Below are 14,124 nucleotides of genomic sequence, written 5' to 3' on the forward strand. Positions count from 1 at the left end.
GGCATTTCTCAGGTATAGTGGATGGGAATGAATAAAGTGAATTACTCAAGATATAGAGATTAAGGAAGACCCACTTCGTGTTGCTATTTGGCCCATTCCGATTTGACGCTGAAAAGTTGGTTTTGTACAACCAACAAGATCGCTACTCCCTGCGGCCTAAAGTACTGCAGCTGCTAGCTTACTTTTTGGCAAATCCACATCAAGTGATCAAACGGGAGACGCTACTTTCAGACTTATGGCAACATGGAGAATATAGAGAAGCGGCGCTGACACAGAGCATCAATGAATTGCGGCAAGCTCTAGGTGACGACGCACAGCAGCCAACCTATATTCGGACATTGCCGCAACAAGGCTATCAATGGATCTGCGATGTTAAAGCCCAAAAGTGCGCAAGAAAACGGCTAAAGTTAGTGTTGGCCTTATGTGGTGCTGCGGCTATTACGGTCGGTACGTCAATCGTAACCTCGTCATTTATGGAGAAAGTTGAAGTACAAGAGATTCAAAAGTCTGCACTTTTGATTTTGCCGATGCGCAATGAAACCGGCGTGCAAGCCAACGCATGGTGGGGTTATGCACTCGAAAGCGTTCTTAAGGAACATCTACAACACACCCATCAATTACTGCCAAAAAGTCAGACTCCTGAGCTACTGAAGCTGCCAACAGAGGAGCAACCGTCACAGTTAAGGCTGACGCTAAAACCAATGCAACAACGCTTTTTATTGCAGGCTAAGCTCGATAGTCGTCATGCAGAAGTGGTGGTGGAACATTTAGATCAAAACTTTACTGAGATCGCACAGCAATTGCTGTTTATGTTACAAGGTCAAGTGGCGCGTCGAGACGATCACATCGAGCCAAGTCCTGGGTTAGCCGACTATTATCGCGGGCTTCAAGCTTTGAATGAGTTTGGGCCTCAATTAGCTAAACCTTATTTTGAAGCTGCATTGATCTTAGCGCCCCATCATTTACCCTCACAATTGGAGCTGGCTCAAATTGCATGGCATCAAGGTGATATAACACATGCAAGAGCGCGCTTTGCAGCTTTGGACATCACCCATGCATCTACCGTTTTACAAGCGCGTTACTATCTTTATTTAGGGGCATTTCAAAAGGCACTTGGTGAGTTTTCGCAAGCAGAGAAAAATGCCCAGTCTGCGCTCATCATGGCGCAGCATAGCCAGCAAATTGAATTGATAGCCAGTGCTTATCAACTTAAGGCCGACGTTGCTTGGCATTTATTGCAATGGCAGGATTACACGATGGCGATGAATGCAGCCTACGCACTTGTTGGTAGTCGGTCATTTGCATACAGTGAAGCACAGCGCTCATTTTATTTGGCGAATCCGCCAGCTGCAGGTCCACAAGGTAAAAGCCAGCTCAACCTAGCGCAGAGTAAAAAAGTGCTGAGTCATGCTATTGAATATTACCGCCAGAGCAAGGATAAAATTGACTTGGCAAAAAGCTTATTCGCGTATGGTCAAAACTATTTAGTCCCGGTGAGCGAAAGTGAAAAGAGTTTATTGGAGGCACTTCAGATCGTCTCTGATAGCGGTAATCTTCACTTTAGAATGCAAGTGCTTACTTACTTGGGTTTTTACTATATACAGCTACACAAAGGGGAAAAAGCACTCTATTATCTCAATCAGGTTGAAGTAAACGAACAGTTTAACTCAGCTGTCGAGCAGCTTAATTTGCTCAAGGCTATGGCGTTTATGGACATTGGCCTCACCCACAGTGATATGGATGCTATTCAAGCTGCTCAACGGCAATTTAACGTGCTACTGGCTGAGCCAGATACTTCTGTTATGACACGTACAAATGCGACACTATTGTTAGCTTGGACTTGGCTAAAACTTGGTAATTTAGATAAAGCACAAACACTGACTGAACGCGCTCTGGCTGATTACCAGCGTTTTTCAATCAATGAAGCTGCAACTTATGCCGCGTATACTCAGATGTATATACATATTATGCGCGGTCAGCCTGAGCGTGCAATTAGCTTGGTCGATTTAGATAAAAATAAAGACGCGCATTTGATGTTGTTTTACTCATCCATTGCGGCGCATATGACACAAAATAATGCACTTGAAAAAAAGAGCACTGAGATGTTGAGTGTGCTAAAAAACAGTGCACCTTTATTGCAGCAGCTCGACGAATATAAACAACAAGCAGGGCGACGCAATAGCATCAAGCAGATAATGCTCTTGGATGCGCCCTACAGTGTGTATTGTCAAAGTAAATGGGTTCTAGAGTGAGATATGATCCCTTGTAGGCATATGTGCACTTCTATAAATAACTTTTCCTTGAGTGTCGAATACGACCCAGTAAGGCAATTCAGTTATTTGATAATATTCGAATAGCTGATTATATGTATCAAAGACCATATCATGTTGCACGGCAAAGCGTTTTTGATATGCATAGGCACTATGTTCGTCGACATAAAAAGGTTTGATCACGGTTAAAAATTTTTCAGGTCTTTTTTTCGCCAATTGGTTGTTTTGAGCAATGCGTTTTTCACATGCAGGAATATGCTGGAAGGGGCACAAACTGTCGCTAAAAAATAGCACTTGATAGTCTTGTTGCAAACGTGTTTTTAACAGCGGTTTCCCTGACAAGGTTTGCAATGGTGAAGAGCGCTTCGGTTTAGAAGTTGTCTTTGCTGTTGTAGTTAACGGTCTTTTCGATATAACTTGCTCATTCTCCACCAGCACGCTAGTCGGCGTTTTCCTCACTTGAAACCTGTTCATCAAGTGATTGTGTTTATCTATGGTGAGACCTTGATATATTGGGTATGCATCAATAAATAGCTCTACGCTGGCTTTATCTACATTGATGTCTGGTTGTATGAAAATACGTTTTACCTTGGTATTCGGCAGCTGTGTTGTATGCGTATACTCGTCCCATATATTAATGAATACATACTCGACTGTGGTGCTTTGAGCATTATAGGAAAGTAACAAAAACCCCAATATTATGAGCCTTTTAACTTGTATATACATTAGCGACTCCCTTGTAACTTACTGAGCTTATTTGCAAGTTCATCTGTAAAGAGGGCACTGCGATATAGTTCGTTACCATGTCCGTCTAACAAGATATGTTGTGGCGTACCCAGAACTTGATATTGGCGTGTAATACTGCCATCGCTGTCAAAGACCGTCGGGAATTGATAGTCATGTTTTTTGAGGTAACTGACAACGCCACGCTGAGATTGATTAAAACCAATATTAATGGCAATAACTTGGTAGCCATCGTTTGCTTGTTGATAGCTTTGTTCTAAGAGTGGCATTTCTTCTACACAATATGCACACCAAGTAGCCCAAAACTTGAGATATGTCACTTTCGCTTTGCTTGAAACTTGCTGAGCATCCAGCGTTGTAGCATTGAGCGGAGGATAGGGAGCTGTGGCTGAAAATACATGTGTTGTGAATAACATTAATAACGGGAGGAGGGGTTTCATCATAATTTCCTTTTTTGAGATGTTAGAGCCAGCTTTTACCTGCTTGAATTAAAAAGTACTGCGCCATCGCCACTAAGGTGAGCGCTGTGAAGTTACTGATATATGAGAGCCACTTTCCCGACTTTGGCAGTTTAGAGAGCAGTCTTGTGCTTGTTCCTGCCAGCAGAAGTAACGCACTCATGCCCAGCGCAAAACTAAATAGTAAAATAGCGCCAAGCAGCGGGTGTTGGTTGGATGCGACAAGTATAAGCAATGCGCCTAATACAGGTGAGGTGCAAGGGGCGGCAACCAGTGCGCTAGCCATACCCGCCATAAATGGCATCGTGCTACGCTGTTGCCGTTGATTTGGTAGTGCCGGCAAAGAAACAATTCCCAGATTTATGGCAGCAAAATAGAGCAAAATATTGGCAAATATCAGTAGTATCAAGGGGTTACTGGCGACTTGGCCAAATAGATTGCCGGTCAACGCTGCTGCTAAGCCGAGCCCTGCATAAATGAGCGCAAAACCCAGGCAATATAGTAGAGGCGCAATGCGTGTGTATTTTCTTTGCGCAAATGTTGCAATGGTTATAGGTAAAATAGGGTAAACACAGGGCGTTAAGCTGGTTAGCAGCCCGACCAAAAACACTGTGGGAATTAGCCAGCCATTTAGATCTAAACTGTTCAAGGTCCCAATAATTTGTTGCTCCATTTCGTTATTCTCATCTTGTTTTGAGTGTGTATCAGCATGCACATTAGCGTTAAATCGACCTATCAAAGCGTCATCAAATCAATATAAAAAATTATCAAATGTCTGTTTTGTAATGTTTTATTTTTCTCATTGGAAATTGATTTTATAGGTGAGCTGAACAAGCTTTGTTTGCAACAAAGCAGCGATGGCACTACCTCATGAAAGATCTAAATTCAGCAGCAGGGCACACTGGTGTCTGGCAAAAAATACGTTTGTGGTTGGAGTGGGATAACTTTTAGGGCGCTAAAATTGAGTCCTATTTGAATGACATATAAAGCAGATAACTGCCTTTCATTCAGTTCTTTGATTTTATTTTTTAGAAGTGTGAAGCAAAGTGTTTCGGGTTTTTGGATAGGTTGTATGTACAAGCTATATAACAAAAACGCCCGCAAAAGCGGGCGTTTTTAAAAATGAGCATTCGCATTAATCGCGTACTTTAATGCCCTTTTTCTCCATACCACGGTAGATGATAAGCATCTGTGCGATTGAGATTAAGTTAGAGACTAGCCAATAAAGTACCAGACCTGATGGGAACCAAATAAAGAAGACAGAGAATACAACAGGCATATATGTCATCATTTTTTGTTGCATAGGATCTGTGATAGTCATTGGTTGTAGCTTTTGCGTTAGGAACATACTTGCACCAAATAGAATTGGAAGTACGTAGTATGGGTCCATTGCAGAGAGGTCTGTTAGCCATAAGCCAAACTCAGCGTGACGTAACTCTGTTGATTCTAGGAATACATAGAAAAGCGCTAAGAAGATAGGCATCTGTAATAACAGTGGGAAACAGCCACCCATAGGGTTTACTTTTTCCTTGCGGTACATTTCCATCATGGCTTGACCAAACTTCTGGCGGTCATCACCGTAACGCTCTTTTAGCTGCTGCATCTTAGGCTGTAGTGCACGCATTTTTGCCATAGAGGTATATTGCGCTTTTGTCAGCGGGTAAAGGAATGTTTTCACGATCACCGTGATACCTATGATAGCCAGACCCCAGTTGCCTAAAATGCCGTAAAGGAATTTTAGTAGTACTAGAAGCGGTTGAGAGATGAAGAACAACCAGCCATAGTCAACTGTCAGGTCCAAATCTTCATGAATAGCTTCAAGTGCATCGGTATCTTTCGGGCCCATATAATAGATAGCAGAAAGCTTGGCTTCGGAATTGGCCTGAATGTTTACCGGCTCGCCCTTTGCACCAATGATACCTTGATTATTTCTAAGAGAGGTGTAAATGGTGTTGTTGACATCCTGTTGTGGTACCCACGCACTAACAAAGTAATGCTGGATAAACGATACATAGCCACCTAACGTATTTTCGTTCAGATTAGCTTTAGCCATATCGTCGAAAGAATACTTTTCATATGGCTCATCTTGTGTGCCATACGCTGTACCTAGGAACGTTTGGTCAACCATGCTGTCTTTGTCTTGTGCTGTACGCTTGATTTGCGTGTACAGCTGAACTTGGACTGGGTTGTCCGTTGCGTTTACAACATCGTATTCCATAGAGACATCATATTGGCCTGCTTTGAATACAAATGTTTTAGTAAACTGGACGCCCTTGCTGTCGACAAATGTTAAAGGTACGCGCAATTCATCACCTGATAAAGTGTAATTACTTTGTTCAGTTTGATAAACAGGGCGACCTTCACTTGATGCGTCAGGGCCATTTAGACCAATTAACCCGCTTTGTGAAAGATATTGCTTCCCTTCAAATTCACCAAGTAGTAAGTAAGGTATATCGCTACCATGCGTGTCAGCGTGTTGAAGTAATTTGGCTTCAACAATATCACCACCTTTAGTGTCGATTTTAACGGCAAGCACATCAGTCGTTACTGTGATCACAGAACGAACCGCTTGAGTTTGTGCAACCGGTATATCCGCTTCACTAGAAGCTGGAATATCCGCTTGATCGGTATTTGAAGGTGAAGTGGCCACTTGTGTGACAGCACTGGTCTCGGCTTTGCTCTGAGCTTGCTCTTCTTGCCATTCGCTGAATAGCAAAAAAGATACTAAAAGCAATCCGATCAATAAAAACGTGCGTTGCGATTCCATAACAGCTCTTATTTCTCGTGTTGTTTATCTTGATTCGATTTCTCAGGGACGGGGTCATCCCCACCTGCGCTTAAAGGGTGACATTTTAATATGCGTTTAACCGCTAACCAACTCCCTTTTGCAATTCCGTGTAAATTAATTGCCTGAATTGCATAACTTGAGCATGTTGGATTAAACCGGCAATGCGGTCCAAGCATTGGACTGATAAATTTTTGATAGGCTTTGATAAGCGTTATCAAAAACAGACGTATTACCGAAAGCGGATAATCCACCAATCGTTTCCACTCGCTTTTTGTCTTTGAGGCGTGTTTCATAGTCGCGAGGTAGACTCGATAATTGAGTGATTAAAAGGTGAGCTAACCTTACCCTAATTCGCTTAAAATAGCCATGTTAGGACAGTTATAGAAGTATAAAAGCGCTGTTATTTTTTAGGCTTTTTATTGGTTGGACGTTTTTTATGATGTTTGGGTTTTGGTGCGCCTGGTTTACAACGCTCGTTCACTTTGCGCCAAAGTTTGTTAAGTTGTTTCGTCAACTCTTCATTGGATTGTTCGTCTACACCCGTTTTGACCATTAACACTATATCGATGTTATCTAGTTTGTGACGGTTAAGGCGAAAGCTTTCACGTGCTAGGCGTTTAATGCGATTGCGTTGACATGCTTTTTTACAGCGCTTTTTAGCAACGGTTAATCCAAGACGTGGATGACCAACATCATTCGGTTTTGCCAAGAGAGTAAAAACAGGATTCGCTGCGCGAGCAGGTTCTTGAAATATTCGAGAGTAATGCGAGGGAGTTAACAGACGTAACTCCCTGCTGAAGCCTAAACCTTCCACTTATATTAAGCAGATAGTTCTTTACGGCCTTTAGCACGACGACGTGCTAGTACTTTACGGCCATTTTTAGTAGCCATGCGAGCACGGAAACCGTGAGTACGCTTGCGTTTAAGTACGCTTGGTTGAAAAGTTCTTTTCATAACTAATCCATCCGATCGGTTAAAGTTAAAACATCCTATGCAGGTCGCGATCCTGGCACAGGTGCCATTGCGAGCGCGAGATATTAAAGCCGACGCGCGTGAAAGTCAATCATAATTGTGTTGTTAGGCTTATTTTATAGGCAATCTGGATGAAAAAGAACAGAAATGAAAGGTTTTATACCTTAATAAGGTATATGTAGAGGTTGTGCTTTACCTTTATACCAACTGCTTTTTTATAGCTATATATAAGAAGGATCATTTATTGGGATCTATCTATATAAGATCCAGATCTAAGTTGTGGATCAAGTTAATTGATCTTTGAAGGGTTTTCCACAGCGCTTGGGTGAAAATTGCCAACAACCTTTGGAAAACTCAAATTGATCTTAATTTTATGGTGAGATCTTGCTCTTTTTTTGATAAGATCTTTGGAAATTAATAAAATTAAAATGTCTTATAAAACATTGGGTTGTGTTTTTTGTTTGGTGAGATCTTAATTTTTTAAAAAGTCAATATTGATGTTGTGGATAAGAACACTTCATAATATCCGGCTTCCACCTGTGAATAATTGATAATATACAAACATTTCCGTAGATCTCTGAGTTAGCTGTGAATAACTCTGTTGGTTATTTTGTGAATGAATGCAAAAAGCCGACATTAAAGATGTACGGGAATAATAACTAGTTCGGAGTGCAATGTGTATCTGTCGGTTTGGCAAAGTTGTTTATATGTTTTGCAAGATGAGCTGCCATCGCAGCAGTTCAATATGTGGGTTAGGCCACTACAAGCAGAAAGTACCGAAGATACTTTAACCATCTATGCACCTAATCGATTTGTGTTGGATTGGGTTCGAGAAAAGTACTTAAATAGAATAAATGAGCTCCTGATTGAGATCTGTGGAGATGAAGCGCCGGAATTGCGCTTCGATGTTGGCAGCAAGCCAATGGCGCAGGTACAACCTCAAGTAACAGCGGATACTTCTGGTGGCGAAACACAAGCGCCAAGCGCGGCACAGGTGTCGTCAAAAAGCACGGCACATATGCCTGTTAACGAAGTGAAAGTTGAGCCGGCTCCGAAATCTAGCGTTAAATCAAATATCAAAGAAAATTATACTTTTGATAATTTTGTCGAAGGTAAGTCTAATCAACTTGCAAAAGCTGCTGCGACGCAAGTTGCAGACAATCCAGGTTCGGCGTTTAACCCTGTATTTATATACGGCGGTACTGGCTTGGGTAAAACGCATTTATTGCACGCTGTTGGCAACGGTATTATTGATAAAAAACCAGATGCCAAAATTGTATATATGCATTCAGAGCGTTTTGTACAAGATATGGTTAAAGCGCTGCAAAACAATGCGATCGAAGACTTTAAACGTTACTACCGCAGTGTTGATGCATTGATGATTGATGATATTCAATTCTTTGCTAACAAAGAGCGCTCACAAGAAGAGTTTTTTCACACCTTTAATGCGCTGTTAGAAGGTAATCAGCAAATTATCCTGACATCAGATCGCTATCCTAAAGAAATTGAAGGTGTTGAAGATAGACTAAAATCCCGATTTGGCTGGGGCCTAACAATTGCGATTGAACCACCTGAACTTGAAACTCGGGTGGCTATTTTGATGAAAAAGGCTCAGCAAAGTAACATCAACTTACCACACGAAGTGGCATTTTTTATCGCCAAAAAACTACGTTCAAATGTTCGAGAGTTGGAAGGGGCCTTAAACCGCGTTATCGCAAATGCCAACTTTACCGGTCGACCAATTTCAATTGAGTTTGTTAAAGAGGCGCTCAGAGACTTATTGGCGCTTCAAGACAAGCTGGTTACGATAGATAATATTCAAAGAACAGTGGCTGAGTATTATCGTATTCGCGTATCTGATTTGCTTTCCAAGCGACGCAGTCGATCTGTTGCACGACCAAGACAAGTAGCCATGGCTCTGTCCAAAGAATTAACCAACCATAGCTTGCCAGAAATTGGCGATGCGTTTGGTGGCAGAGATCATACAACGGTGTTGCATGCCTGTCGTAAAGTAAAAGAGCTTCGTGAAGAGAGCCACGAAGTAAAAGAAGATTATCAAAACTTGATCAGAACATTGTCATCTTAAGGGTTAAGTGATGCAAATAACGATAGTAAGAGAACAGTTTTTAAAGCCGTTAATGCAAGTGTCTGGCGCAATTGAGCGCAAGCACACACTACCTATTCTGTCTAATGTGCTTTTAGAAGTGAAAAATGGTGTGCTGTCTATGACGGGCACCGATCTTGAAATTGAATTAGTCGCGTCTGTCACGCTAGATAATGACACTGCGGATACGAAGTTAACATTGCCTGCGAAAAAGCTTTTAGATATTTGTAAAAGTTTACCAGATAACTCAGATCTAAACTTTAGCTCTCAGGAGCATCAGGTATTGTTAACCAGTGGAAAGAGTCGCTTTTCTTTAACCACCTTAGCAGCAGAAGACTTTCCAAACTTGGAAGAATGGCAAGGTGAAGTGGAATTTAAGCTGACACGCTTGGAGCTACGTAAGTTACTTGAAGCTACTCACTTCTCTATGGCTAATCAAGATGTTCGCTACTATTTGAACGGTATGTCATTTGAAGTGGACGGTAATGAAATAAAGACCGTTGCTACTGACGGGCACCGCCTTGCTATTGCACAGAAGCAACTTGAGCAATCTTTGGGTTCACAAAGGCAGTTGATCATCCCTCGTAAAGGGGTGTTAGAAATAATGCGTTTGCTGCCAGCAGATGACGAAGAGTTGACTATACAATTTGGTGCAAACCACTTTCGTATTATTGATCAAGAAGTTATTTTTACTAGTAAGCTGGTCGATGGTCGCTTTCCTGACTATCGTCGAGTGCTACCACGCGGTGGTGATAAATTGGTTATTGCTAACCGAGAATGGCTGCGTAGTGCGTTTCAACGTGTTTCCATCTTATCCAACGAGAAGTTCAGAGGGGTTAGACTTAACCTCAGCAGTGGTGTATTGAAGATAAGTGCAAACAACCCTGAGCAAGAACAAGCAGAAGAAACGGTAGAAGTAAACTATCAAGGCGAAGACTTGGAAGTTGGTTTTAACGTTTCATATCTGTTAGACGTATTGAATACTTTGAAAACAGAGGATGTTCAGTTTACGTTGGCAGACTCGAACAGCAGTGCCTTAATTGAAGGCAGTGGTGAGGATGATGCGATGTACGTAGTAATGCCAATGCGCCTGTAGAAGGGCGCTTATGAGTTTGACACATTTTAGCCTCAATGATTTCCGTAACATTGAGGCGATTTCTATTTCCCCTTCAAAAGATCTAAATTTAATACTGGGCCAAAACGGCAGTGGCAAAACTAGTCTGTTGGAAGCCATTTATTTTTTGTCTAGCGGCCGCTCTTTTCGTACCAACAAGCACAAATTAATGATCCGCAATAGCCAAGAAAAATGTATTGTTCATGGTAAAAAACAATTACATAACTTGTCTATACCAATCGGTATTAGCAAAGATCAAAGTGGTGATACTCAGCTTCGTATTCAAGGTCAAGCCAGTAGACGAATAGCTGAATTAGCGCAAATTCTACCGGTGCAAGTAATCACACCTGAAAGCTATGAGTTGTTTTTTGGCGGACCAAAAGAGCGAAGGAAGTTTTTAGATTTGGGTGTGTTCCACGTGGAACATTTGTTTTTTGATGTATGGAAAAGCTTTAATAAAGTACTCAAACAGAGAAATGCTTTGCTAAAAAGTAAGCCAGCAAATTGCGTAGAACAAATTAAGTTTTGGGATAAGCAGTTTGTTGAGATGGCTGAGCAAATAAATATCTATCGAAAAGCGTATATAAGTAGGTTTGAAGGCTATTTTTTTGATAAGATAGGGGGGATTAGCCCTGTGTTTGAAGGCCTTGAAGCTCGTTACGATGCGGGTTGGAAAGGGGAACTGGCAGAAGTACTTCAATCACAGCTTGAGCGAGATTTAAAACTTGGTTATACAAGCCGAGGCCCACATAAAGCGGACTTTAATTTTAAAGTACATGGTCACAATGTTGAAGGGATCATGTCCAGAGGCCAACTCAAGCTGTTACTTTATGCGCTCAAGATTACGCAGAATAATTTAATTGAACAAGAGACTGAAAAACAGTCGATATTGCTAATCGATGATTTACCATCTGAACTGAGCTCTGAAACATTGGAGTGTGTTGCTAAGCTACTTGCAAGTTGCAACTCTCAGCTATTTATTTCAGCAATCAGTTCAGACAGTTTAACGCCTGTTGTGGAACGGCTCGATAAAGATATTGAGATGTTCCACGTGGAACATGGTCGTTTAATAACAAATTAATTGGAATTAACCATGTCTGATAATTATGATTCATCCAGTATTAAAGTACTGAAGGGATTGGACGCTGTAAGAAAGCGTCCAGGAATGTATATCGGCGACACTGATGATGGAACTGGATTACATCACATGGTCTTCGAAGTTGTTGATAACTCAATCGATGAAGCTTTAGCTGGGTATTGTGACGACATCTTCGTTACTATTCATACTGATGGCTCTGTTTCTGTACGAGACAATGGTCGCGGAATACCAACTTCAATTCACCCTGAAGAAGGCGTATCAGCTGCTGAAGTTATCATGACTGTACTACATGCTGGTGGTAAGTTTGATGATAACTCATATAAAGTATCTGGTGGTTTGCACGGGGTAGGTGTTTCTGTTGTTAATGCACTTTCTGAAAAACTACAATTAACTATCCGCCGTGATGGCCAAGTGCATCAACAAAAGTACACAATGGGTGTACCAGATGCTCCTTTGGCTGTGATTGGTGAAGCTGAGTCGACAGGAACTGAACTGAGATTTTGGCCAAGCCCGGAAACATTCTCAGATATTAACTTCCATTATGACATTCTTGCAAAACGTCTTCGCGAGTTATCATTCTTAAACTCTGGTGTCAGTATCATTCTGACGGACGAGCGTGAAGAAAATAAACAGGACCACTTTAAATATGAAGGTGGTATCCAAGCTTTTGTTGAATATCTTAACCGCAAAAAAACGCCAGTACATCAGAGTGTTTTTCACTTCACAACTGAGCGTGAAGATGGCATTAGTGTTGAAGTTTCAATGCAATGGAATGATGGTTTCCAAGAAAATATCTACTGCTTTACCAACAATATTCCACAAAGGGATGGTGGTACACACTTAGCTGGTTTCCGTGCAGCGTTAACGAGAACGTTAAACACCTATATGGAAAAAGAAGGCTTCAACAAGAAGAATAAAACCAGCGCAACAGGTGATGATGCTCGTGAAGGCCTGACAGCGGTTGTAAGTGTTAAAGTACCTGATCCTAAGTTCTCTTCTCAGACTAAAGATAAGTTGGTTTCAAGTGAAGTCAAAGGCGCTGTTGAGCAAGCTATGGCTGAAAAGCTTAATGAATTCTTACTTGAAAATCCACAGGACGCAAAAACGGTTGTTAATAAGATTGTTGATGCGGCGAGAGCCCGAGAAGCAGCGCGTAAAGCCAGAGAAATGACACGCCGTAAAGGGGTGATGGATTTGGCTGGTTTACCAGGTAAGTTGGCGGACTGCCAAGAAAAAGATCCTGCGTTATCTGAACTATATATAGTGGAGGGTGACTCGGCAGGTGGTTCTGCTAAGCAAGGTCGAAACCGTAAAAACCAAGCTATCCTGCCACTGAAAGGTAAGATCCTTAACGTTGAAAAAGCTCGCTTTGATAAAATGCTCTCTTCACAAGAGGTTGCGACGCTTATCACAGCTCTAGGTTGTGGCATTGGTCGTGATGAATATGACCCAGAAAAGCTACGCTATCACAGTATTATTATCATGACCGATGCGGATGTCGATGGGTCACACATCCGTACACTATTGCTGACTTTCTTCTATCGTCAAATGCCTGAAATCATTGAGCGCGGTTATGTATACATTGCACAGCCACCGCTTTATAAAGTTAAAAAAGGCAAACAAGAGCGTTATATTAAAGACGATCATGCTTTGACAGAGTACTTAACAACGTTAGCACTAGATGGCGCTGCGCTATATTCAAATGAAGGCGCTGCTGCAATTGAAGGTAATCGTTTAGAAAACCTAGTACACGACTATCAAAAGACTGTTGATGTAATAGGCAGACTACAGCGTAAATATCCGGCTGCAATTATGAACCGTTTAGTCTATCAACCTGAATTGGCAGAAGCTGAGTTAAGTGACGAATCAAAAGTAACAGCATGGAGTGAAGCACTGGTTGCTGACCTTATCAAGCATGACGATGATGCTACTATATTCTCTGCATCTGTAAGCTATGATGATGAGCGCCACATGTATTATCCGGTTGTAAATATTCGCCAGCATGGTGTAGATAAAGCGCATACCCTAAGTTATGACTTCATCACCTCTAAAGATTACGCTCGCATTGCCAACACTGGTAAGCAAATTGCGCATATTGTTGAAGAGGGTGGTTATATTCAACGCGGTGAGAAGACACAGCCAATCAGCAGTTTTGTAGAGGGACTGGACTGGTTGATCAATGAGTCAAAACGCGGCTTGTATACACAACGTTATAAAGGGTTGGGTGAGATGAACCCAGATCAGTTGTGGGAGACAACCATGGACCCAGATGCACGTCGTATGCTTCGCGTAACCATCGAAGATGCGATTGCTGCGGACCAACTGTTCGCAACCTTAATGGGTGATCAAGTTGAACCGCGTCGTGACTTTATTGAGCAGAATGCACTGAGAGTAGTAAACCTAGACGTTTAAAACTGAATCTAAGCCGATGTTCAAAAAAGGAGGGGAAACCCTCCTTTTTTTCGTTTTAACGCTTAATTCTGTGCACTGCACACGGTATACTGAGCATAATTTTCAATCATTAAAACTCATTCTAGTGCCTTATCTCATAGCACTGATTTGAGTCCCATGTACC

Annotated in this window: 12 protein-coding genes; 5 read left to right on the top strand and 7 right to left on the bottom strand. The window is 41.8% G+C overall.

The genetic code is table 11. The features are described 5' to 3' along the window. Positions 1-77: 77 nt before the first annotated feature. Positions 78-2,252 carry a winged helix-turn-helix domain-containing protein gene (locus tag N483_RS11025; RefSeq protein ID WP_023400949.1) on the top strand — a complete coding sequence of 725 codons (2,175 nt, stop codon included), beginning with the start codon at positions 78-80 and terminating at the stop codon, positions 2,250-2,252. Here the strand turns inward: N483_RS11025 and N483_RS11030 are convergent. The 7 genes from N483_RS11030 to rpmH all read right to left on the bottom strand — a co-directional run bounded on the left by N483_RS11030 (position 2,244) and on the right by rpmH (position 7,214). Then, positions 2,244-2,996, bottom strand: a complete 753-nt coding sequence (locus N483_RS11030) for a TlpA family protein disulfide reductase (protein WP_023400950.1) — start codon at positions 2,994-2,996, stop codon at positions 2,244-2,246. The two genes, N483_RS11025 and N483_RS11030, sit on opposite strands and share 9 nt — an antisense overlap. Beyond that, a complete protein-coding gene (locus N483_RS11035; RefSeq protein ID WP_231105447.1) occupies positions 2,996-3,457 on the bottom strand; it encodes a TlpA disulfide reductase family protein in 462 nt (153 codons plus the stop codon). Before N483_RS11035 ends, N483_RS11030 begins: the two co-directional genes overlap by 1 nt. 19 nt (positions 3,458-3,476) lie before the next feature. Further along, the gene (locus N483_RS11040) at positions 3,477-4,145 is read right to left on the bottom strand and encodes a cytochrome c biogenesis protein CcdA (RefSeq protein ID WP_023400952.1); all 669 of its coding nucleotides are present in this window, start codon (positions 4,143-4,145) and stop codon (positions 3,477-3,479) included. 462 nt (positions 4,146-4,607) lie between these two features. Then, a complete protein-coding gene (gene yidC, locus N483_RS11045; RefSeq protein WP_023400953.1) occupies positions 4,608-6,239 on the bottom strand; it encodes a membrane protein insertase YidC in 1,632 nt (543 codons plus the stop codon). Positions 6,240-6,247: 8 nt separating this feature from the next. Further along, positions 6,248-6,511 (bottom strand): membrane protein insertion efficiency factor YidD, encoded by a 264-nt coding sequence (yidD, locus tag N483_RS26665; RefSeq protein ID WP_046357238.1) that lies wholly within the window; start codon positions 6,509-6,511, stop codon positions 6,248-6,250. Between the two features lie 149 nt (positions 6,512-6,660). Next, a complete protein-coding gene (gene rnpA / locus N483_RS11050; protein WP_023400955.1) occupies positions 6,661-7,074 on the bottom strand; it encodes a ribonuclease P protein component in 414 nt (137 codons plus the stop codon). Between the two features lie 5 nt (positions 7,075-7,079). Beyond that, positions 7,080-7,214 (bottom strand): 50S ribosomal protein L34, encoded by a 135-nt coding sequence (gene rpmH, locus N483_RS11055; protein ID WP_005492430.1) that lies wholly within the window; start codon positions 7,212-7,214, stop codon positions 7,080-7,082. A gap of 694 nt (positions 7,215-7,908) precedes the next feature. Here rpmH and dnaA point away from each other — a divergent pair. The 4 genes from dnaA to gyrB are packed head-to-tail and all read left to right on the top strand — an operon-like array spanning position 7,909 to position 13,961. Then, the gene (dnaA, locus tag N483_RS11060) at positions 7,909-9,318 is read left to right on the top strand and encodes a chromosomal replication initiator protein DnaA (protein ID WP_023400956.1); all 1,410 of its coding nucleotides are present in this window, start codon (positions 7,909-7,911) and stop codon (positions 9,316-9,318) included. A 10-nt stretch (positions 9,319-9,328) separates the two neighbouring features. Next, entirely contained in the window at positions 9,329-10,432 is a 1,104-nt protein-coding gene (gene dnaN / locus N483_RS11065) for a DNA polymerase III subunit beta (protein WP_023400957.1), read from the top strand. 10 nt (positions 10,433-10,442) lie between these two features. Then, on the top strand, positions 10,443-11,531 hold the full coding sequence (gene recF / locus N483_RS11070) for a DNA replication/repair protein RecF (RefSeq protein ID WP_023400958.1): 1,089 nt from the start codon (positions 10,443-10,445) through the stop codon (positions 11,529-11,531). Positions 11,532-11,543: 12 nt separating this feature from the next. Then, positions 11,544-13,961, top strand: coding sequence for a DNA topoisomerase (ATP-hydrolyzing) subunit B (gyrB, locus tag N483_RS11075; RefSeq protein WP_023400959.1), 2,418 nt, complete (start codon positions 11,544-11,546; stop codon positions 13,959-13,961). The last annotated feature ends 163 nt before the right edge of the window (positions 13,962-14,124 follow it).

It is taken from the genome of Pseudoalteromonas luteoviolacea NCIMB 1944, from assembly GCF_001625565.1.
Classification (GTDB): Bacteria; Pseudomonadota; Gammaproteobacteria; order Enterobacterales; family Alteromonadaceae; genus Pseudoalteromonas; species Pseudoalteromonas luteoviolacea_F.